The 20,502-nt window shown below is 60.7% G+C and carries 17 protein-coding genes and 1 pseudogene; 10 read left to right on the plus strand and 8 right to left on the minus strand.

Going from position 1 to position 20,502, the window contains the following annotated elements:
• From ABRP64_RS09655 to purT, 3 genes and pseudogenes are all read left to right on the plus strand, one after another.
• Nucleotides 1-570 (plus strand): annotated as a pseudogene (locus tag ABRP64_RS09655) (VaFE repeat-containing surface-anchored protein); the annotation flags it as partial.
• Between the two features lie 135 nt (nucleotides 571-705).
• The gene (locus ABRP64_RS09660; protein WP_337886915.1) at nucleotides 706-1,446 is read left to right on the plus strand and encodes a class F sortase; all 741 of its coding nucleotides are present in this window, start codon (nucleotides 706-708) and stop codon (nucleotides 1,444-1,446) included.
• A 165-nt stretch (nucleotides 1,447-1,611) separates the two neighbouring features.
• Nucleotides 1,612-2,964: a formate-dependent phosphoribosylglycinamide formyltransferase gene (gene purT, locus ABRP64_RS09665; RefSeq protein ID WP_349866295.1), complete on the plus strand. Its 1,353-nt coding sequence runs from the start codon at nucleotides 1,612-1,614 to the stop codon at nucleotides 2,962-2,964.
• 34 nt (nucleotides 2,965-2,998) lie between these two features.
• Here the strand turns inward: purT and ABRP64_RS09670 are convergent, their stop codons facing one another.
• Nucleotides 2,999-4,360 carry an FAD-dependent oxidoreductase gene (locus ABRP64_RS09670; RefSeq protein WP_349866297.1) on the minus strand — a complete coding sequence of 454 codons (1,362 nt, stop codon included), beginning with the start codon at nucleotides 4,358-4,360 and terminating at the stop codon, nucleotides 2,999-3,001.
• A 234-nt stretch (nucleotides 4,361-4,594) separates the two neighbouring features.
• On the opposite strand from ABRP64_RS09670, the gene pta reads away from it, so the two are divergent.
• Together pta and ABRP64_RS09680 are read left to right on the plus strand one after the other, a co-directional pair.
• Entirely contained in the window at nucleotides 4,595-5,962 is a 1,368-nt protein-coding gene (gene pta, locus ABRP64_RS09675) for a phosphate acetyltransferase (RefSeq protein WP_296090878.1), read from the plus strand.
• Complete coding sequence (locus ABRP64_RS09680; protein WP_284852380.1) at nucleotides 5,963-7,186, plus strand: acetate kinase; 1,224 nt, start codon at nucleotides 5,963-5,965, stop codon at nucleotides 7,184-7,186.
• 16 nt (nucleotides 7,187-7,202) lie between these two features.
• On the opposite strand, the gene ABRP64_RS09685 is transcribed toward ABRP64_RS09680, so the two are convergent.
• Genes ABRP64_RS09685 through ABRP64_RS09695 form a run of 3 tightly spaced genes read right to left on the minus strand, consistent with a single transcriptional unit; the run spans nucleotide 7,203 to nucleotide 12,582 of the window.
• A complete protein-coding gene (locus ABRP64_RS09685; RefSeq protein ID WP_349866300.1) occupies nucleotides 7,203-10,133 on the minus strand; it encodes a serine/threonine protein kinase in 2,931 nt (976 codons plus the stop codon).
• A complete protein-coding gene (locus tag ABRP64_RS09690) occupies nucleotides 10,130-11,137 on the minus strand; it encodes a glutamate ABC transporter substrate-binding protein (protein WP_284770449.1) in 1,008 nt (335 codons plus the stop codon). Before ABRP64_RS09690 ends, ABRP64_RS09685 begins: the two co-directional genes overlap by 4 nt.
• On the minus strand, nucleotides 11,137-12,582 hold the full coding sequence (locus tag ABRP64_RS09695; RefSeq protein WP_284783071.1) for a GlnX family signal transduction membrane protein: 1,446 nt from the start codon (nucleotides 12,580-12,582) through the stop codon (nucleotides 11,137-11,139). Before ABRP64_RS09695 ends, ABRP64_RS09690 begins: the two co-directional genes overlap by 1 nt.
• A 70-nt stretch (nucleotides 12,583-12,652) precedes the next feature.
• Here ABRP64_RS09695 and ABRP64_RS09700 point away from each other — a divergent pair, with 70 nt between their 5' ends.
• The 4 genes from ABRP64_RS09700 to ABRP64_RS09715 all read left to right on the plus strand — a co-directional run bounded on the left by ABRP64_RS09700 (nucleotide 12,653) and on the right by ABRP64_RS09715 (nucleotide 15,894).
• A complete protein-coding gene (locus ABRP64_RS09700; RefSeq protein ID WP_284783070.1) occupies nucleotides 12,653-13,147 on the plus strand; it encodes an NUDIX domain-containing protein in 495 nt (164 codons plus the stop codon).
• A 30-nt stretch (nucleotides 13,148-13,177) separates the two neighbouring features.
• Entirely contained in the window at nucleotides 13,178-14,188 is a 1,011-nt protein-coding gene (locus tag ABRP64_RS09705) for an ABC transporter ATP-binding protein (protein ID WP_284770452.1), read from the plus strand.
• A gap of 6 nt (nucleotides 14,189-14,194) precedes the next feature.
• Nucleotides 14,195-14,971: an ABC-2 transporter permease family protein gene (locus tag ABRP64_RS09710; protein ID WP_284783064.1), complete on the plus strand. Its 777-nt coding sequence runs from the start codon at nucleotides 14,195-14,197 to the stop codon at nucleotides 14,969-14,971.
• A gap of 395 nt (nucleotides 14,972-15,366) precedes the next feature.
• Nucleotides 15,367-15,894, plus strand: a complete 528-nt coding sequence (locus ABRP64_RS09715) for a CAP domain-containing protein (protein ID WP_349866303.1) — start codon at nucleotides 15,367-15,369, stop codon at nucleotides 15,892-15,894.
• 343 nt (nucleotides 15,895-16,237) lie between these two features.
• Here ABRP64_RS09715 and ABRP64_RS09720 read toward each other — a convergent pair whose 3' ends face one another.
• The 4 genes from ABRP64_RS09720 to ABRP64_RS09735 all read right to left on the minus strand — a co-directional run bounded on the left by ABRP64_RS09720 (nucleotide 16,238) and on the right by ABRP64_RS09735 (nucleotide 20,221).
• Nucleotides 16,238-17,701: a phospholipase D-like domain-containing protein gene (locus ABRP64_RS09720; RefSeq protein WP_349839365.1), complete on the minus strand. Its 1,464-nt coding sequence runs from the start codon at nucleotides 17,699-17,701 to the stop codon at nucleotides 16,238-16,240.
• Nucleotides 17,702-18,511 carry an exodeoxyribonuclease III gene (locus tag ABRP64_RS09725; RefSeq protein WP_349866305.1) on the minus strand — a complete coding sequence of 270 codons (810 nt, stop codon included), beginning with the start codon at nucleotides 18,509-18,511 and terminating at the stop codon, nucleotides 17,702-17,704.
• 82 nt (nucleotides 18,512-18,593) lie between these two features.
• Nucleotides 18,594-19,595: an N-acetylglutamate synthase, CG3035 family gene (locus ABRP64_RS09730; RefSeq protein WP_349839368.1), complete on the minus strand. Its 1,002-nt coding sequence runs from the start codon at nucleotides 19,593-19,595 to the stop codon at nucleotides 18,594-18,596.
• A 2-nt stretch (nucleotides 19,596-19,597) separates the two neighbouring features.
• Entirely contained in the window at nucleotides 19,598-20,221 is a 624-nt protein-coding gene (locus ABRP64_RS09735) for a peptide deformylase (protein WP_239268507.1), read from the minus strand.
• Between ABRP64_RS09735 and ABRP64_RS09740 the strand changes: the two genes are divergently transcribed.
• Nucleotides 20,220-20,495, plus strand: coding sequence for a DUF3263 domain-containing protein (locus ABRP64_RS09740; RefSeq protein ID WP_349839369.1), 276 nt, complete (start codon nucleotides 20,220-20,222; stop codon nucleotides 20,493-20,495). The genes ABRP64_RS09735 and ABRP64_RS09740 overlap by 2 nt on opposite strands.
• Nucleotides 20,496-20,502 lie beyond the last annotated feature (7 nt).

Consider the following 20,502-nt stretch of genomic DNA (forward strand, 5'->3'; position numbering starts at 1 on the left):
GCGGTTGCCTTTGAGGAGTTGACTTCTACTGAGGTTGACGCCAAGGGTGAGGACACTCCGGATGCTGAGAAGCCGAATAAGGTTGCTGAGCACAAGGACATCAATGATGAGGATCAGACCGTAACCTCTGATGACTCCGATGTCCCAGGCAAGCCGTCTAAGGGCAAGATTCCTAAGTGGGCCATCCTGATTCCGGGCATTGGCTTGGGAATCGGCCTGGGCAAGATTATCTTCGGCCACCATGATCACGACAAGCCGAAGGATCGTCCTGAGAAGGACACCGAGGGCCACGGTGAGCACCCAAGCACTGAGGTGAAGGGTCAGGATACGCCGGATAAGGTTGACCAGAACTCCAGCGAAGAGCCTCGCCCCACCGAGGTGAAGGGCCAAGATACGCCGGATAAGGTTGACCAGGGCACTGACAAGGACGATCGTCCGGTCGAGGTTATGGGCCAAGAGCCTGGAAAGACTGGTAAACCGCTACCGTCCGACGCAGGACGTACGGAGATCAAGTCCGTACCGTCCGGTGCTACCGAGCTTGACCCAGGTATGCAGGACTACATTAAGTAGTGTGAGCGTACTGGTCAGGTAACAGGCCATAGCGCCTGGGCATAAGATGTCCCCCTTCAGGGTGTCACCGCACACGCTGGAGGGGGCAACCCATCTGATGAACCATCGAGAAGACCACAATGAGGAGATTGGGCAATGTCTGAGGAGACAGGCCGCGAGGAACCCGTAAGCCGGGGTAAGAAGATCGGCTTTATCGTGCTGGTAGTGGCCGTAATTCTGGTGTTGATCCAGCTGGCGCTCTACCTCACCACCGGTGGGGAAGAGGATGAGGCTAGTGAGGGGGCATCGGAAAGCGTCTCGGCCGTAGACGCCCCGGAGGAAGATAAGGGTGATGCCTACGTCGATGATTCCGGTGCGCAGGAGCACGAATTCGAGCCGGCCCCGGGCCAATTCCAGGGCTTTGAAGGCATGTCCGTGGGCATCGACGGCGAGTACGCCGCCGTGGACCCGGTGCAGGTGACGGACCAAGGCGTGCTGCTGCCGCCACACGATGTCTCCCGCTTGGGCTGGTACTCCGCCTCGGCCGTGCCTGGCGATGCCGGCAATGTCGGCTCCAGTGTCATCACCGGCCACGTGAATTACCAGGGCCAAGGCACCGGCTACGCGGAGAAATTCACCCGGTTGCAGGAAAACCAGGAATTCACCGTGGTCATCGATGGTCAGGAGCGCACCTTCCGCGTGACGGAAAAGCCGTACCGCCTGCCCAAGGGTGGGGATTTCCCGGACGTGGTTAATGACACGGACGGTACCAACCGCCTGGTCCTTATCACCTGCGGCGGCAAGTTCGTCGGCGGTGCGCTGGGGTATGAGGACAACATCATTACCGTGGCAGAGCCAGTCGATGCCCCGGTTCCACCAGAGGCACCCCAGGCCTAGCGGTCCGCTCTAGAGCCCAACGAGCGCCCGGTTCGAGGATGAAAATCCTTGGCCGGGCGCCTGCGTTTATGCACTTCACGCATGTGCGTCCAGGCTGCGGCGGGTATCTATGAAATAATTTGGGGAAGTATCTGCTGCTCGGAGCGGAATCAAAGGAGCAAAGTCATGGATATTCCAGGCAAAATCGCCGGTCATATCGGCACGCCGCTGACGGGCAATGCCACGAAGGTATTGCTGCTCGGCGCGGGCGAGTTGGGAAAGCAGCTGGCTATTTCCTTCCAGTCCTTGGGCCTTGAGGTGCACGCGGTGGATAAGTACCAGGGGGCGCCGGCGCACCAGGTTGCGCACTATAGCTATGTCGCGGATATTACTGATGCCGCGCAGGTATCGGATTTGGTGCAGCAGATTCAGCCGCACTACGTGGTGCCGGAGGTCGAAGTCGTTGCGGTGGAGGCCCTGGAGCAGGTGGAGCAGTCCAGCGACGCCGTCGTCGTGCCTACGGCGCGCGCCTGCGCCCTCACGCAGGACCGCGAGCGGGTGCGCGCGGTGGCAGAGGATATTGGGCTGCCGACCTCGGCCTACCGTTTTGCCACCTCGGTTGAGGAGCTGGAAGAAGCGGCAACGGAGCTGGGGTTTCCGTGCATCGTGAAGCCGGACGTGTCCACCTCGGGCAAGGGGCACATGCTAGCGCGGGATGTGGAAGACGTGCGCGAGGCGTGGGAGACGGTGCGCCGCGTGTCCTCGGATTCGCAGCGCGTGGTGGCGGAGCGCTTCGTGGATTTTGACCTTGAGGTCACGCTGCTGGCCATCCGGTCCATCGATCCGGCCACGGGCAAGCTGGCCACGTGGTTTAGCGAGCCCATTGGTCACCGCCACGAGAAGGGCGATCTGATTGAGGAGTGGCAGCCTACCGGCATGAGCGAGATTGCGCTGGAGAACGCGCGGTCGGTTGCGGCGCGCATCTCCAATGAGTTGGGCGGGCGCGGCGTGTACGGCGTGGAGCTTTTCGTCGCCGGCGATGATGTTTACTTTTCCTCGGTCTCCCCGCGGCCTTCGGATACGGCGATGCTTACTGCCTATACGCAGCGCTTTTCCCAGTTCGATCTGCACGCCCGCGCTATTCTGGGCTATCCAATCGATGCTACGTTGATAACCCCAGGCGCCAGCATGTTCTTGCACGCGCAGGAGCCGCTTGCCGATGTCGCCTTTACCGGCATCGCCTCCGCCCTCCACTACGCCGAGACGGACGTGAAGCTCTTTGGTAAGCCCGATGCCTATAAGGGGCGGCGCATGGGGCTTGTGACCACGACGGCGGAAACGGTGGAAGAGGCCCGCGACCGCGCCGCATTGGCGGCGCATAAGGTGAGCGTGACCTCGACTCCTGGCTTGCTCGCGCAGGGCGGTGCGCGCGGTATCGACCCGCAAGCGGACAATATGCCCGATATTGAGGTCATTGAATATGAGGGTGGGGTTGAACTCGACCCCAAGCTGACCTCAGGGGTGGACGATACCGACTAGCGCAGCGCCGGCCAGCCCCGCGGCGCAGCGCTGGTTAGCGCTGCGGGCCGGCGTGCTTGACCATCTCGTCCCACTCGACGATCTTGATGCGCTCGCGGCCGTGCGGCTCGCCGGCGGCCTGCTCGGCGGAGTTGAGGCGGTGCCAGCCGTCCCAGGTAGTGACGGCGATATCGCGGCTGCTGAGCAGATCGAGAATTTCCTGCGGATCGCGCTTGGTGGCGGATTCGAGCTCGCCTGCCTTGTAATCCTCTAGCAGCATGCCGGTGGTGTCCTTGGCATCGGATTTAGTATTGCCAATCAAGCCCACTGGACCGCGCTTGATCCAACCGGTGGTGTAGAGACCGGGCAGCTTTTTGCCGTCGACATCGGCAAGCACGTGGCCGCCGTCGTTGGGCATGGTGGCCGAGTCGTCGTTGAAGGGAATGCCCTCGACGGACTGCGGGTGGTAGCCCACAGCGCGGTAGACCGATTGCACCGGCCACTCGGTGAACTTGCCGGTGCCGCTCACGGAGCCATCGCCATTGAGCTGGGTGCGCTCGGTTTTGATGGCGGTGACGTGGCCGTCATCGCCAAGCACCTCTACTGGGGACTCGAAGAAGTGGATGTAGAGCTTGTGTGGGGCATCGCCAGGCTCGCGTATGGCGTAGGACTCTAGGGTCTGGCAGACCAAGTCGGTGGACTTGGCGGCGCGACGAGCTTCTTCTGATGCCTCGTCGTAGATGATGTCCTCTGGGTCCACGATGACCTCGATGGTGGGGGACTCATCGAGCTCCTTGAGCTCCTTCGGCGTGTACTTGGCCTGCGCCGGGCCGCGGCGGCCAAAGACGTGGACCTCCTTGGCGCGGTTTTCCTTCAGGGAAGAGTAGACGTTGTCCGGGATCTCCGTCACCAGCAGCTCATCTGCGGTCTTGGCCAAGATGCGGGATACGTCGAGCGAGACGTTGCCCACGCCCACGACGGCGACGGACTCCGCGGATAGGTCCCAATCGCGCTCGAAGTTGGGGTTGCCGTCATAAAAGCCCACGAATTCGCCGGCGCCGTAGTTACCCTCGAGGTCCTCGCCGGGGATGCCCATTTCCTTATCGGCGGTGGCGCCGGTGGCGAAGATGATGGCGTCGTAGTACTCGCGCATCTCTTCGACGGTGATGTCCTTGCCCACTTCGATATTGCCCAGGAAGCGGATTTCTTCCTTTTCCATGACGTTGTGCAGCGACTGCACGATGCCCTTAATGCGAGGGTGATCCGGGGCGACGCCGTAGCGAATCAAGCCAAAGGGCGCAGGCATCTTTTCAAAGAGATCGATCTGCACGTCCACATCGGACTTTACGAGGAGGTCAGAGGCGTAAATGCCGGCCGGTCCGGAGCCGACCACGGCGACACGCATGGGGCTAGTCATCTGTTTAGGGTGTCCTTTCTTTAGGTTTTCTCACATTCTACGCGGTGGCAGTGCGATAAATGCCACACTGCTCTGAGTTATCTACCCCCAGTTTAGGAGGTTGCGGAAGGGCGGGGGAGGGGGTGGTTCACGTACAGTGGAGACGTCACCACGTGCTAGTAACTGTGATGTACGGCATAATGTTACGGCGCGTGTTCCAAGTGTTCCCGTGACGGCAAAGGAAAGGTAATCCGCATGTCTGCATCCCAGTCCACAGTGTTAAGCTCCATCGGCCGCGGCTTCGACGGCCTCGATATTCCTGCCTTGGCGGATAGCCTTGGCGCTGAACTGCTCCGCTTAGAAGATTTCGACCCCACCGTGGCGGATGTATTGGCCAACGCGCCCACCGCTACTGCCGATGCCCTCCTGGTCCAAGGCACCGGCGAGATCTCCTTCGACGCGGAGGTCGCCGCCGCGCTGGGCTTGCCGCTGGTCATTATCTCCGGCGCCCCAGAGCGCGCCGCGGAGCTGGCACAGCGCAAGGCCGAGTCCCTGGGCGCCACCGTCGCAGGCGTTTTCACCGACTTGGAGGCCGTGCCCGGTGCGTTGAGCGCCGCAGAGGAGGCCACACCCGTCATGTCCGCGGACCTCTTCCAGAAGCAACTCATCGACCAAGCCAAGTCGGCTGGATCACACATCGTCTTGCCCGAGGGCGATGACGACCGCATCCTTGAAGCTGCCGATGCTTTGCTCCGCGATGAGGTTGCCCGGCTGACCATCCTGGGCAAGGAATCCGATATCCAGGCCCGCGCCAAGGAGCTGGGTCTGGATGTCTCGGGTGCCGATATCATCGACCACCTGGAATCGTCGCTTGCGGAGGAATTCGCCGCCGATTTCGCGGAACTGCGCAAGAAGAAGGGCGTGACCCTAGAGCAGGCCCGCGAGACCATGCAGGACATCTCCTACTTCGGCACCATGATGGTGCACAAAGGGCTTGCTGATGGCATGGTATCCGGCGCCGCCCACACCACCGCCCACACCATTAAGCCGTCCTTCCAGATCATCAAGACCAAGCCGAATGCTTCGGTGGTCTCCTCCATCTTCCTGATGGTCATGCGCGGGCGCCTGTGGGCCTTCGGCGACTGCGCCGTGAACCCGAATCCGACTGCGGAACAGCTGGGCGAGATTGCCGTGGTTTCCGCGCAAACCGCGTCCCAGTTCGGCATCGATCCGCGCGTGGCCATGCTGTCCTACTCCACCGGCGCTTCCGGCACCGGCCCGGATGTCGAGCGCGCTATCGAGGCCGTCGAGGCCGCCAAGAAGCTGGACTCCTCGGTGAAGGTGGATGGCCCGCTGCAGTTCGACGCCGCCTGCGATCCTGGCGTTGCCGCGAAGAAGATGCCGGATTCTGATGTCGCGGGTAAGGCCAATGTCTTCGTCTTCCCCGACCTGGATGCCGGCAATATTGGCTATAAGACCGCGCAGCGCACCGGCGGCGCCTTAGCCGTGGGCCCCATCCTGCAGGGCCTGAACAAGCCGGTCAACGATCTGTCCCGCGGCGCTACCGTTCCAGACATCATCAATACCGTTGCCATTACCGCTATCCAGGCTGGAGAGAAATAAATGTCATACGTACTGGTCCTTAACTCGGGATCTTCGTCCATCAAGTTTCAGCTGGTGGACCCAACCGCTAGTGCCACCGATGATCCACTCGTCTCTGGCCTGGTGGAACAGGTTGGCGAGCCGAGCGGCGCCATTACCGTCAATGTCGACGGGGAAAAGGTCACCGAAGAATTAGAAGTTCCCGATCACTCCTTCGGCCTAAAACGCGCCTTTGACCTGATGGATGATCATCAGGTGGGCCCGAAGGATGTCGATATCATCGCCGTGGGCCACCGCGTCGTGCACGGCGGCCGCCTCTTCTCGGAGCCGCAGCTCATCGAGGATCAAATTGAATCGATGATCGAGGACCTCATCCCGTTGGCCCCGCTGCACAACCCGGCGAACCTGGACGGTATCCGCGTGGCGCGCAAGATCCTGCCAGATATTCCGCACGTGGCGGTCTTCGATACCGCATTCTTTAATACCCTGCCGCCGGCCGCAGCGCTTTATGCCATCAATAGCGACGTCGCCTCCAAATACGATATCCGCCGCTACGGTTTCCACGGCACCTCCCACGAGTTCGTCTCCCAGCAGGTGCCGAAGATTTTGGACCGCGATCCGGAGCATACCCACCAGATCACGCTGCACCTGGGCAATGGTGCCTCTGCGGCGGCCATCCGCAATGGCCGTGCCATCGATACCTCGATGGGCCTTACCCCGCTGGCTGGCCTCGCCATGGGTACGCGTACCGGTGATATCGATCCCGGCATCATCTTCCACCTGGTGCGCCAGGCGGGCATGAGCATCGACGAGATCGATAACCTGCTTAATAAGCAATCCGGCGTCAAGGGCATCGCGGGCGTGAATGACTTCCGTACGCTGCGCGAGCACATCGATAATGGCAATGAAGACGCATGGCTGGCGTATAACATCTACATCCACCAGCTGCGCCGCTTCATCGGTTCCTACATGATTGCTCTGGGCCGCGTGGACGCGATTACCTTCACCGCCGGTGTGGGCGAAAACGACACCGAGGTGCGCCAGGACGCGCTGTACAACCTGGATATGTACGGCATCGACTTTGATAAAGAGCGCAACCTCGTCCGCTCCGATGAGCCGCGGGTCATCTCCACCGATGATTCCCCAGTCAAGGTCTTGGTGGTTCCCACCAATGAGGAGCTGGCCATCGCGCAGAAGTCTGCAGACGTCGCAGCCAAGGCGCGCGAGGAAGGCCTATTTAAGTAGGCCATCTAAGTAGCCGCTAGAAAGTGGTGATGGGCCGGACTTGGTTGGCCAAGTCCACCAGCGCGTAGCGGTGGCGGCTAAACGGGGCCTGGCGGGCAAGAGCCCGCAGGGTCTCGGCAAGGCCGGTGCGCAGGCCGCGCTGGGTAAAGGCGTACTCGAAGAGATCATTGGGCGAGGACGCCCGCGCGAGATCGGCGTTGCGCAGGAAGTTAAGGCCCGCGGAGATAACGGCGATCTTGATTTGGAGGAAGCGCGGCTCGTTGGTGGGGACTTCTTCGAGGCGTCGGGCAGCGCGGCGAATGCGCGATTCAGATAAATCATGCACGATGAGCTGCAGCACGGTGGTCAGAAGCGCCATGCGGAAGTGCCGCGAGGCATTGGGTACCTTATCCAAGGTGGCTACGGATAGCTCCACCTGCCCCTCCGCGCGCAATTGGCGTGCGAGCCCAAAGGCGGAGGACACCGTTGTGGGGTTGGTGGCCCAGACGATGCCGTATAGGCGCATGGAATTAAACCGCAGTGCGCTTGGGTCTTGGGTGACGTGCGACCAGATTTCCGGCTGGCCCTCAAAGGCGGAAGAGGGGAGATCCGCCAGGGTGGTGTAGAGATTGGAGCAGGCACGGGCTACGGTGGCATCGATAAGCGGTGTTTCACTGTAATCAATCTGCTGCAGGATGAGCTCATTGATGGCAGCGATGGCGAGCTTCGGGGCGGCCTCGCCGGGCAATAAGTCCAAAACGGTGGCGAAGTACTCCTGGGCATCGACGTAATCATCGTGCAAGAGCTCCGTAATGCCGGCGTACCACTGGTAGCGCCAGTCCCGGCCCAGGCGGTCCTCGATGGAGCCCAACCACTGGCGCGCCTCGTCGGTATAACCCAGGTCAATCATGGAGCGCACCACGCCGAGGGGAATCTCGGCGGAATGCTCGTATTCCGGGGTGCGCATGGCCTGGCGCAGGGTCTCAAGTGCTTCCTGCGGCTCGGCATACGAGGTACCTTGCAGCAGGCTGGCGCCGACATCATCGCGGTCTACCAGGGGCGTCGGCAAGGCGGAGACGACCTCAGGGGCGGTGATTTGGATGGTGCGATCGATGCCATCGATAAGCTGATCCGTGCGAAAGACCAGGTGCTTCGTGCCAAAGGTGGTACGTTGCGGCGAGAAGAGCGAGTGCTGGGAGGGGTACTGACGGCCGTCACGGATGGCAAGGACCTCGCGCAGCACGCCGTAGAGCTGGGTGCGCAGCTCCTTGATGGAACTAAACCGGCGCTGCGGATCGCGGTGGGTGGCGCGCAGCAGCAGGCGGTAGAGGGAAAGGAAGCGGCGCAGTTCCGGCTCCTTGGACGGGTTGGGGATGCCGGGGAGGAAGACGCCGTCCTCGCTGGGCAGCTTGAGGCACAGCGCGGCCAGGGTGCGGCCGATGGTATAGATATCGCTGGCGATGGACGGACCCCTGGAGGCGACCTCCGGGGCCTGAAAGCCCTGGGTACCGTAGATAAACCCGAAGGCCCCGATGCCGGAGACCGCACCCAGGTCAATGAGCTTGACCTGGTCCTCGGTGACGATGATGTTATCCGGCTTCAGGTCGTTATAGACCACGCCGCGCGAGTGCAGGTACTCCAGCGCCGGCAGGATTTCCAGGATATAGCCAATGGCAATGTCAACGGGCAAAAGCTCGTTGGGCTGCTTATTGCGCCTGCTTCTTAGCGATGGCCCGCCCACGTACTCCATGACGATGAATCCACCGGGCACGCGGTCATCGTCGATGAAGTTAAAAATCTTGACGATGCCCGGGTGGGTAATGTCTGCCAGAAACTCGCGCTCGGCTTCGGCAGCGGCCGTCTCATCGGCTGACTTTTGCGCCTGCATGCCCTTGAGCACGACCACGCGCCCGGAGACGTAATGGTCATTGGCCAGGTAAATCCAGCCCATGCCGCCGTGGGCGATGACGCCGAGGATTTCGTATTGCTCCGCGACCATATCGCCCGGTTCCAGCTGCGGCGGCGGGACCTTCTTGCCCTTGATCTTCTCTGAGGGATCGATGAGGGCAGCGGTGGGATTGGCCGGGGTGATAAACGGCAGGCGCACCATGCCATCAGCAACCGGCCGCTCGGTGCGCTGCGTGCCGCGGCGCTCGCGGAAGGTATCGATCGCCTGCCGGCGCGAACGCTCCGAGGATTTTTCCTGGGCCGTTTTTTCATCGCGTTCGCTCTCGCGCTGGGCGCGGATATTCTCTAGGTCCGCGAGCAGGCTGGAGAGGTGATCCGGGTCGATGGATCCATCGTCGTCTTCATCATCATCGGCGAAGGGATCGAAGGCTACCGCCGAAGTCCTCGGATCCTCCCGGTGCTCGATGGGCTCGCTGGCGAACGGGTCATACGCCACGGCCGCCGTGCCCACTCCGCCGGTTTCGCCGTCATCGTCGCTCTCATCGGCGTCGTTGCCGTTCCGCGCGCCCTGAGCTGAGGCGCCCTGGCCCGCTGTGGCCCGGTCAGCAGCGTTTGGGCCCGCACCGTTTGGGCCAGTCGTACTGCCGTCCGCTGTACGCCTACCCGTGGCCTCCGTATTCGGGAAGGCAGCGGCAGGGGCCGTGCCGGGAACCTGCGCTGCGGCGGTATCAACGTCAGCTTCGCTAGTGCCTTTATTTCTCTTGCCAGCGTTATGAGTGGTGGCAGCCGTATCGGCGCCGGTGCTGCGGTTGGCAGCGTTGGGGCCAGCAGCGGCGGTATCCGGACCAGCGGGGTCGGCGGCGTCGGCTGTACTGGCTGCGTCAGGGGAGTCGGCAGCGCCGAGATCGCGGTCCTGGCTGCGGTCTTGGTCAGGTTCTTGGCCGTGGTCAGCGTCGCGGTAAGAAGACTTGGTGGGCTTTCGGAATTGGCGTTGGGTATCGAGGTTTTCGGGCTCTAGGTATTCGAGCTCGTCTTCGCTGAAATTCGGGTTATGCTTCATGACTTATCTTCCTCGATGTATGTACCCGATGGCAGGGTGGGCTCGTCTAGGTAAGCGCCGAGCCACGTATCAAAGATGTCGGACCACGTCCCGTCGCGGCGGATGCGCTCCAAGGTGGAATTGACCTGGCGCAGCAGCGGGCGGGTGTCATGATCCTTACTAGGGCGGCGCGCGGCAACGCCGTAATTCTCGGTCTTTAGGGGCTCGCCCACGATGGAGGTATAGGAATCCTGCGCAGCCATGCCGGAAAGCAGGGCATCATCAACCACCACGCCATCGGCCTGGTTGAGCTGCAGCGCCATGAGGCAATCGCCCCAGGAGCGGGTGATGAGGATATCGGACTTGGGGGCGCGCTCGCGGATGGTATCCAGCGCGGTGGAACCGCGCACCCCGCACAGCCTTTTGTCTTCCGCATCATCGATGGAATTCATCCCAGAGCTGGTAAGCACCAGCATGCGGGTCTGCGTGGTCATATAGGGAATGGAAAAGGCTACTTCCTTCTCGCGTTCGGGGCTAATGGTCATGGTGCGCACGATGATATCGACGGTGCTATTATCCAGCGCCGCGGTGCGGTTGGAGGATTCGACGAAGCGGAAATCCACCTTATTGGGATCGCCGAAGATATCGCGGGCAATCTCGTGGGCGATATCGACCTCGAAGCCGCGGACATCGCCGGAGGCGGCATCGCGGTAGCTCAACAGGTTATTGGAGCGGTCTACGCCCACGATAAGGCGCCCGCGCTTGACGATGTCCGGCACCCGCTCCTTCGCCGTTTTGCCATCCGGCCGGTAGGTGCCTTTGAGTTCGGTATCGTCTTCCTTCTTAGGTGTGGTGCTGCCGGCTTCTTCTATGGCGGAGCCCTCTGGCAGCGGCGGTCCGGGGCTGGCATCGAGTGCCTGTTGTTCGGGCGATTCCAGCGGGGGAGCGGAGCGAATATCGCAGCCGGCCAGCGCGAGGACACTGCAGGTGGCAATGATGGCGGTAAGGGGTGCTCGGTAGCGCATTAGAGGTACTCCTGCAGTCGGGGACGAATGCCCAGCCACACCGCGAAGATGGCGCACAGGGTGAGCAGGAAGACGGCGGAGGAGACCGCGGTCATGGCGGTTAGCCCGCGCTCCAAGTAGGTGCGCATGGCGATGCGCGCCTGGCCGATGAGTTCCGAAAGCTCGCTATCGAGCTCATTAAAGGACTGCGCGGCGGTGGTTTCGCCATCCTCAGGATCCGTGATGGTGGCCTGGTAGACCGCCTCATCGTAGTCGCCCTCGCTCAGCGCCTCCATGAGTTTTTCGTGCGAGTCTTGCCACTTTTCGGTGGCGGCGCGGGCGCTGTGGATGAGCTCGGGATCGTTGACCTCGACGTCATCATCATGCAGCGCGCTTTCATAATCCCCCAGCGCCTTTTCAATGGAATCTACCGATCCGGAAAAGCGCTCGAGCGTATCTTCCTCAGAGGAGCGCAGCACCAGCGCGAGGGTTTCTGAGGTGCGCGCCTGCTGCGCCTCAATGCGCGAGGCCGTCAGCGAATCCCACGGGCGCGAGGCGGTTTCAAAGCCCTGGTGGCCGGTGGACCAGGTGGCCAAATTAGACAGCGCGACCCAGAAAATGGCCAAGAAGAGCAGCACCGTTGCGGTTAAAAAGCCGCGGTTAAACCGGCGGCGGGTCTGGCGCCACAGCCACCACTGCGCCACGATGAGGAAGAAGACCGCGGCTAAAAGGCCAGATAGCGGCACCCACTGCGGTGAGGTGAGCTTTTGCTGCTCTTGGTTGACCTTTGCGGTGGTCAGCTGGAAGAGCTCGGAGGCCGCAGGCAGGATGTGCTCGCGCATGAGCGAGGAGGCATTGGACATATACGAGTTAGCCACGGCATTGCCGGCGCGGTGGTTCGAGCGCGCCTTTTCAATCATCGCGGTATAAATGGGCAGCTCGCGCTGGATGAAGGTGACGAGGTCGCGCACGCGGGCATCGTCAGGCGTGGTGCCCAGGACGGATTCGGTCGCGGCAATGGAGGCGGCGTCGATGGCATCGTTATAGCGCTCGCGGTTGCCCTCTGATTCCACGCCGGCCTGCACGAATCCGGTGGTGGCGATGGTATCTGCCACCGATAGGGAGCTATAGAGGTGGTGGGCCGCATTGGACATCGGCTCGGTGGTGTTGAGCAGCTCGTCGAGGTCGGAGTGGCGGGCGGCGGAAGACTGGGACATCGACAAGCCGGCGGCTCCTAATGCCACTGTGAGGATCAGGGTGACGGTAAAAAGCTTGCCCGGGGTGGTGGAGGCGAAGTAATAAAACCGCCGCAGCAGGCGCGCCGGGCCCGCGAACCATTCCATGGCGCGGTGGGTGAGCCCGCTTAGGGCCGGGCGAGAGGGCGCGGTAACCTCATCCAGCCAGTGATCGCTGGGGTGAGCGTCCTCATCGCGCTCTGACTCTACCCGCACTGCCTGCTCAGTCATTTACTTAGAATAACGCCCCCAGTGTGCTGGGCGCCACCATTTACCCGCGTGTGTGGCTAGGATAGGAAATATGCATAACCCTCACAGTGGAGACGGCTGGGCGGCGGGCCCCAGTGGCATTCGCGTATGGGGAAAATTCGGTGCCGCCGGCCTCTTCCTCGTCGCCGGTCGCGAGGTGCTGCTGCAACACCGTGCCGCGTGGACCAATAACGGCAATACCTGGGGGATTCCCGGCGGCGCGCGGGACTTGCAAGAAACACCCACCCAGGCCGCGCTGCGGGAAACGCATGAGGAGTGCGCCATCGCGCCTGCCGATGTCGAGGTGCTCGACACCCAGGTAACGGCCGGGCCCTATCCTCCCGCGGGGGATTTGCCGGGGGAATGGACCTATACCACCGTGTTAGCGCGCACCCGCAGCGGCCTGCGTCTGCCCACCACCGCCAACGAGGAATCGCACGAGCTGCGCTGGGTGGGCCTGGATGAGGTGGAAAACCTGCCGCTTATCGCGCCATTTCGCCACGCCTTTCCCGCCCTGCGGCAGCGGGTGGAAAAACTGTACCGGTAAAGTATCCAAAATTATGGCACTGTAGTGCTCATGATTGAAGTACAGGGACTGACTAAGGATTACGGGTCTGTCCGCGCGGTTGAGGATCTCACCTTTCAGGTAAAGCCCGGTGTGGTCACCGGCTTCTTGGGGCCCAATGGTGCCGGCAAATCCACCACCATGCGGATGATCGTGGGCTTGGACGAGCCCACGGCGGGCGAGATTCGCGTAAACGGCAAACCCTACCGCGACTTGGAGCACCCGCTGCGCGAGGTGGGCGCGCTTTTGGATGCGAAGGCGGTACATCCCAACCGCACGGCCGCGAATCACCTGAAGTGGATGGCGGCGGCCAATGGCATTCCCGCCTCCCGCGTTGATGAGGTGCTGGGGCTGGTGGGGCTTTCCGATGTCGCCGGTAAGAAAGCCGGCGGCTTTTCCCTCGGCATGGGCCAGCGCTTGGGCCTTGCGGGCGCCCTATTGGGCGATCCGGGAATCCTCATCCTGGATGAGCCAGTCAACGGCCTAGATCCAGAAGGCATCCGTTGGGTGCGCCAGCTCGTGCGCGCGCTGGCTGCAGAAGGGCGCACCATTTTGATTTCCTCCCACCTCTTGTCCGAGATGGCCCAGACGGCTGACCACCTCGTGGTCATTGGCAAGGGGAAGATGGTTGCGGATAAGCCCACCCACGAGTTCGTCCGCGGCCACTCGCAGTCCTTGGTGTATGTGCGCTCGAACCACCTCCCGGAATTCGGTGAAGCCCTAAAGAAGGAGGGCGTTTCCTTTACCGAATCGAAGGACGAGGAGGGCCGCCCGCGGCTCGAGGTCATCAACCAGACCCCCGAGTTCGTGGGCGAGCTGGCTTATTCCACTGGGGTGCCGCTGCACGAGCTCACCCTGAAAAGCGCTTCGCTGGAGGATGCCTTCATGGATCTCACTGGCGATGCCGTGCAGTATCACGCAGGCACGCCTGGTGCCTCGGGCGCGCAGGCAGGTCAGTCGGGCCAGGCAGGCCAGCCCGGTCAGTCCGGTGGGTTCGCCCGCCCCAACGAGCAGGAGGTTTAATCCGCCATGTTGAATATCTTGAAATCCGAGTGGATTAAGCTGCGCACCACCCGCTCCTTCTGGTGGACCACCGCGCTATTTCTCCTATTTTCCTGGGGCTGGGCCGGTGTCAGCGCTGCGTTTATGGAGCCACTCGATCCGGAAGCCGTTGATATGGGCTTCCAGCTTATTAGTCCCGAGTTCACCATCGTATTCTTGGGGACCCTAGGCCTGCCGGTGCTGATGATTCAGGCCATCATGCTGGTGACCACGGAATACCGCTTCGGCACCCAGTCCATTACCTTCATGGCCTCCCCGCGGCGCTGGAGCGTGGCCGTGGCCAAGCTGGTCTTATACGCGGTCATCGCGGCCGTACTGACCTTCATTGGTGTGGTGGGCGCGTACCTGCTTACGGATCTGTTTGCCGATAGCTCCATTTCCGCCACCTTCGACCCCTGGAACGATGAAGTCGGCCGCGAGCAGCTGTGGAAGTACCCACTGGCCGCGGGCCTCCTGGTGGCCTTTGCCCAAGGCATCGGCATGCTCATTCGCCAGACCGCGGGCTCTGTGGCGCTGGGCCTTATTTTGTACTTGGGCGTGGATCAAATCGTCAGCATGATGCCGGTGGTAGGCGATAAGATTGGTAGCTACATGCCCTTTACCGCTTTCCAGAACTGGCTATTCAATACCCCAGTGGATAACGCACTGTGGACCGAGGCCGCAGGCAGCGGCATCGTATTCTTCATCTGGGCCGCGGTGTTGTGGGCCCTTGGCGTGCTGGTGCTGCACAAGCGCGATGCTTAGGCGAGGATATCGTGTTTGTAGAGAGGAAGCTTTAATTAATCTGTGAACCCTCCGGGCGAAGTTATTCGGGTTCGTCCAGTGTGGGTAGGTCTGTTGTTTGAGACCTGACTGGTAACCGGCTGATTGTGATCAGCCGGTTATTTTTTATTAGTGGTGATTAATGGCTGCCTCAGAAAACAGCCTTTCCAGGTGGGAGAATGGTTGAGGACCCTATGGATGAGCGCATATCGCAAATTAAACTCTGAACGCCTTTAAATATAATTCTATTTTATCGGAAATGCAGTTTAAATATTGTCTATGTGCTGAAAATATTTTTCTTTTTTGTTAAGGTGGGAAGAGAAGGAAAGAGATTGTGTAGAGCAATTTAGCCAAGTTTATCTGAAGGAGTGATAAAAGTGTCCGACGAAATTCTTCCTGATTCTGTTGAGAAGTTTGTAGCCCCGACTATCGCGGACGCAGCATTAGTGGGAGGTGGGGTAGCCGCAACTACCCCTCCAGCTAAGGCACAAGGTCCTGTGGGTAACGCTGCTGAAGTAGTTAGCCACATGAAGCCCGATGGGGCCCGTGCACACTCTATTGTTAACGAAGTCAATGCAGCAAGGGCGGATCATGGTTTAAATCCCGTGACAGAAAACCCTGCGTTAAACAATATCGCTCAAGACTGGGCCGACCATTTGGTGGGAACAGGGGATTTGCAGCATCGGCCAAATCACTGGGAAACCTATCCGGATAGTATTCCTGCCGGTGGCGAAAACGTCCTTCAAGCATGGGATGATTTCGCAGATGCGAAGCTGGTGAATATGTGGCTGAATTCTCCCAGCCACAGGAAGATTTTGCTAGATCCAGAAGCGAAAACGGTTGGTACGGGCATTGCCGTTGGGGCGAATGGTGAGCTTTTTGCCGTACAGAATTTTGGACGTTAAAGAAGTTCCTTTTGTAATCCTCTTCGGAATAGGAGCGATATGATCACTCTTGTATTCCCTAAGCTTTTGATACGCTCTCGCGCATAGGCAATGTCAAAATCTAGGATCAGGCTTTACAGTAAAAAGCAATAGACAAGAGGGAAATCTGCGGAGAATTCGGCGTATCTTTCGCAATTAGTTCCAATAATTAACGCCGATCCGGAGTCAATTAAGTGGACTACAAACTCATCTCTGCGGTAATGCCGTGCGCGGTTCAACGCGGGATGTTCTACTTTGGCTCTACAACAGAAGGCTTGTTTTAGATATCCTATGAGCGGACTATTGGGGCATCGGCAAGCAAAGCTTATTGCAGTGCCGAGGTCAGCCGCATGACGTTATCGACGTAGCGGCGGACAAAACCGCGCTGGTTCCACTCCTCTAGGGTGAGCTCGTGGCAGACCGCGCGGTAATTGGCGGCGAGCTGGTTGAACTGGGCGAGGAGATCGCCTTTGGCCACGAGCATGGTGGTCTCATAGTTGAGACCGAAGGAGCGCGGGTCCATATTGGATGAGCCGAACATGCACAGCGGATTGAACTCCTGGTCATCCGGATCCGTGATGATGAACTTGGAGTGCAAGACGTAGGGGTAGGGGAATTGGTAGATATGCACCCCGGCCTCAAGTAGCGCTTGGTAATACGAGGACTGGGCGTGGTTGACCATGAATTGGTCCGCGGTATCGGAGACATAAAGCTCCACGTCCACCCCGCGGTAGCAGGCGGTGGTGACGGCCTCTAAGAGCGATTCATCCGGCACGAAATACGGCGAGCACAGCACGAGTCGCTGCTTGGCGTGGTGCACTAGGGAGTTAAACATGCGCAGGTTGGGCTCGGTGGTATAGCCGGGGCCGGATGGGATCATCTGCAGGTAGTTGGCATCGACGGTTTGGGCATCATCATACGGCAGCTCATCTAGCGGGAGGTTCTCGCCGGATTCGGTGTACCAATCCACCGCGAAGACCGCGGTCATGGCGGTGACGATGGGGCCAGACAGTTCCACCATGTAATCGATCCAGAAGCGGTCCTTGGTTTTATATTGGCGCTTGATCAGGTTGATGGAACCGATAAAACCTACCTCGCCATCGATGATGACGAGCTTGCGGTGGTTGCGCAGATCTGGGCGGCGGAAGCGGCCCTTATGCAGCTGGATGGGCAGCATGAGGCGCCAATCCACGCCGATTTCCGTGAGCCTATCCCCCAGCGAGGAATAACCCTTGTACTTAAAACTGCCAATCTGATCCAGCAAAAGGCGAACCTTGACGCCGCGGGCGGTGGCGCGGGCGAGGGCCTGGAAAAATACATCCGTGGTCTCATCCCAGGATTGGATATAGACCTCGATGGAAACGTATTTTTCGGCGCGGTCCACGGCCGCGGCGATGGAGCGAATGCATTCATTATAATCCGCATGCAGGCCCAAGTTGTGGCCAATGAGCGCCGGAAAGCCGGTCAGCTCGCGGTTGAGCTTGATGACGGATTCCACTTCCGTCGACAGGATGTCCTTGGGATGATCCGGGGTGCGGGCGGAAATATCTTCAAGACGTTCATTGGCCTCTTGCTGAATGCGGTGGCGGCGCCGGTTGATATACGGCGAGCCCATGAGCAAAAACAGCGGCAGGCCAATGACGGGTAGCACCAAAATAGCCAGCAGCCATGCCGTGGAATTGGAGGGCCGGCGGCCTTCTGGCACGAAGCCCACGGCGATGATCTTGATGGAATAATCAATGATGAGGAAGAGCAGCTGCCAGAAGCTGAGATCGAGCGACCAGGTCATTTAATGCACGGAATCGAAATCGGGCAGATCGAAATCTGCATTGAGCGGGCAGTGATCGGAGGTCTTCTCGCCAGCGCGTTCTTCCATGTCTACGCGCGCGCCGGTGACGTGTTTGGCCAGCGGCGGCGAGGCCAGCTGGAAATCGATGCGCATGCCCTCGTTCTTGTGAAAGCGCATCCCCTTGTAATCAAAGTAGGTATAGCGCTGGTCTTCGGTAAAACGCCGCGTGACCTCTTCGAGGCCGGCCTCCTCGAGCATCTGGAAGGCGGCGCGCTCGGGTTCGGTAACGTGCGTCTTGCCGCGGAAGGCCTCGATATCCCATACGTCCTCATCGCGCGGGGCGATATTGAAATCGCCGGTTAGAAGCAGCTTAGATTGGGCGCGCCCCGCGACGTAGCGGGAGAGCTGGTAGAGAAAGTCCAGCTTGTAGTCATAGTGACGGTCCGTAATTTCGCGGCCGTTGGGAATATACAGCGACCAGATTTCTACCCCGCGGATGCGCGCACCAAGCGCCCGGGCTTCACGGTTCTGGGGCTTTTCAGGATCCTTGGAAAAACCAGGTTGGTGGGGGAATCCGGTAAAGACTTCTTCCGGTTCCTCCTTGGAAATGATGGCCACGCCATTCCACTGGTTCAGTCCATGGCAGGTGACATGGTACCCGGCATCCTCGAAGGCCTGGCGGGGGAATTTATCGTCCTTGACCTTGGTCTCTTGTAGGCACAGCACGTCAATGTCGTGCGTGTGGAGAAGATCCAGCGCCCGCTGGATGCGGGTGCGAACGGAGTTGATATTCCACGTGGTGATGCGCATGGATAATACAGTACCGCGCGGGCAATGGCCCGGACTAGTCCAGGCCGCGGCCGGCGGGCTAGGCGGACTAACCCAGCTGGGGCTAGTCGCGCAGACGGGCGTAGATCTGGCGGTGCTGCTCGATGAACCCCAGCTTTTCGTACAGGCGAATGCCGGCGGTATTAGAAGCTAGGACATCGAGGTAGGCGTGCTGCGCGCCCTGGTCGCGCCCCCAGCGCAGCATGTGCTGGCCCAAGAGAGCACCCAAACCTTGGCGGCGATGCGCGGGTGCTACCTCCACGGCGGAGTATCCCAGCCAGGCGGTGCCGTCGCCGGATTCGGTGATGGTGCCGCGGGTGATGGCAACGGTTTCGCCGCCAATAATGAGCCGCCCAAAGCCCATCGTGCCCTCGATGCGGGCGCGCAGGTACTCCAAGGCCTGGGCAGGCAGCGCCTGGCCACGGAAGTGGTACATCTGCAGCCACGCGTCATCGGGCTGGTCATCGATGCGGAGCTCCGCGCCGCTGGGGTGTGCGCCCGGGACCTCGGCAGATAGGTCTGCGAGATCGCGCAGGACCATGACGAGGATTTCGGGTTCGGTCTCCCAGGTGGCATGGGCAAGCAGGCGCTCTGCGGGCTTGCCAATGCGCTCCGGGATGAGCAGGCGCACCGGGAGATCGTGGCGGCGGTAGAACTCCGTGATTTCCGCCAGCGGGACCGGGTTAAAGCCCGCGGAGGGCCCGAGTGGGACGGCGGAATTGGACCGGCCCGTCACGCCATCGCCGGCGCGCATGAGCCAGGAGCCGTCCGAGGTCCACGTGTGCTCCTTGCCGGGAAAGGCCTGGGCGGTGGCATATTCGACGGCGCGAATATCGGAATTACGCACCATGCGCGGCGAGAGGCGTTTGATAATTTTCAGCTGCTCAGGCGCGATCTCCACGGCCTCGAGGTCAGAGGGATAGCCGCCGACCTGCTGCGGGCGGATGACCAGTGGCTTAAGGCTGAGGACGTGGCCAATGACATCGCTGTGCACATCACCAAAATCGCGCCGGGCCACGACGCGATCGCCTACCTGCACGTCATCGGAACGAAAGATGCGAGACATGATTAATCGTCGTGCCCGAAGGGATCTTCGTCTTCACCCGGCATCCAGGTGTAGCCCGGCTCAGTCCAACCATTGCGCTTAATGGCCTTCTTGGCCTGCCGCTTGTAGCGGCCGATGAGGGTATCGGTATAGACGTAGCCATCGAGGTGACCGGTCTCGTGCTGCAGGCACCGGGCAAAAAAGCCGTAGCCCTCCACGGTAATGTCGTTGCCGTGCTCGTCCTTGCCGGTCACGCGCGCCCAGTCGGCACGGCCGGTGGGAAAGCCCTCGCCCGGCACGGAGAGGCAGCCTTCGTCATCGGAGCCGTCATCGGCAGGCATGGTCTCTGGAATCTCGGAGGTCTCCAGCACCGGGTTGATAACGCACCCCTTGCGCATGCCGGCCTTGTCCGCGGGCAGCTCGGTGCCATCGGGGCCTTCGGTATCCGGGCAGTGGTAGACGAAGAGCCGCTTGCCGATGCCCACCTGGTTCGCAGCCAAGCCCACGCCATGGGCAACTTCCATGGTCTCGTACATGTCCGCGATGAGTTGTTGCATCTCTGGGCTGGAAATCTCGGATTCTTCCACCGGCGTGGTGGGCTGATGAAGCACGGGGTCGCCGTGGATAACGATGGGGCGAATAGTCATGCTTTACAGTTTAGGCATGAACCCCTTGTCTGACCTAGACGCCGCCATCTTAGATTTTGAGGAAGCCACCCCGCGCAGCATTGGCCGCAAGGAAGAGGCCATTCGTGCGCAGCTGGATATCTCGCCGGTGCGCTATCACCAACGGCTGAACCTGCTTCTTGATGTCCCTGCTGCCGCCGAATCCCATCCCCTCTTGGTGGCGCGGCTGAAGCGCCTGCGGGAGGAGCGTGAAAATACGCGGCGCGCCGCGCGGGGAAATACCCCACCGCGTTAGAACCGGC

The sequence above is a fragment of the Corynebacterium sp. KPL4015 genome (genome assembly GCF_040225725.1).
Lineage (GTDB): Bacteria > Actinomycetota > Actinomycetes > Mycobacteriales > Mycobacteriaceae > Corynebacterium > Corynebacterium rhinophilum.

Bases quoted from the DNA above. Each gene is read 5' to 3' on its own strand.
- ABRP64_RS09660 (WP_337886915.1), top strand. From the start codon at position 706: ATGTCTGAGGAGACAGGCCGCGAGGAACCCGTAAGCCGGGGTAAGAAG.
- purT (WP_349866295.1), top strand. From the start codon at position 1,612: ATGGATATTCCAGGCAAAATCGCCGGTCATATCGGCACGCCGCTGACG.
- ABRP64_RS09670 (WP_349866297.1), bottom strand. From the start codon at position 4,360: ATGACTAGCCCCATGCGTGTCGCCGTGGTCGGCTCCGGACCGGCCGGC.
- pta (WP_296090878.1), top strand. From the start codon at position 4,595: ATGTCTGCATCCCAGTCCACAGTGTTAAGCTCCATCGGCCGCGGCTTC.
- ABRP64_RS09680 (WP_284852380.1), top strand. From the start codon at position 5,963: ATGTCATACGTACTGGTCCTTAACTCGGGATCTTCGTCCATCAAGTTT.
- ABRP64_RS09685 (WP_349866300.1), bottom strand. From the start codon at position 10,133: ATGAAGCATAACCCGAATTTCAGCGAAGACGAGCTCGAATACCTAGAG.
- ABRP64_RS09690 (WP_284770449.1), bottom strand. From the start codon at position 11,137: ATGCGCTACCGAGCACCCCTTACCGCCATCATTGCCACCTGCAGTGTC.
- ABRP64_RS09695 (WP_284783071.1), bottom strand. From the start codon at position 12,582: ATGACTGAGCAGGCAGTGCGGGTAGAGTCAGAGCGCGATGAGGACGCT.
- ABRP64_RS09700 (WP_284783070.1), top strand. From the start codon at position 12,653: ATGCATAACCCTCACAGTGGAGACGGCTGGGCGGCGGGCCCCAGTGGC.
- ABRP64_RS09705 (WP_284770452.1), top strand. From the start codon at position 13,178: ATGATTGAAGTACAGGGACTGACTAAGGATTACGGGTCTGTCCGCGCG.
- ABRP64_RS09710 (WP_284783064.1), top strand. From the start codon at position 14,195: ATGTTGAATATCTTGAAATCCGAGTGGATTAAGCTGCGCACCACCCGC.
- ABRP64_RS09720 (WP_349839365.1), bottom strand. From the start codon at position 17,701: ATGACCTGGTCGCTCGATCTCAGCTTCTGGCAGCTGCTCTTCCTCATC.
- ABRP64_RS09725 (WP_349866305.1), bottom strand. From the start codon at position 18,511: ATGCGCATCACCACGTGGAATATCAACTCCGTTCGCACCCGCATCCAG.
- ABRP64_RS09730 (WP_349839368.1), bottom strand. From the start codon at position 19,595: ATGTCTCGCATCTTTCGTTCCGATGACGTGCAGGTAGGCGATCGCGTC.
- ABRP64_RS09740 (WP_349839369.1), top strand. From the start codon at position 20,220: ATGCTTTACAGTTTAGGCATGAACCCCTTGTCTGACCTAGACGCCGCC.
- ABRP64_RS09735 (WP_239268507.1), bottom strand. From the start codon at position 20,221: ATGACTATTCGCCCCATCGTTATCCACGGCGACCCCGTGCTTCATCAG.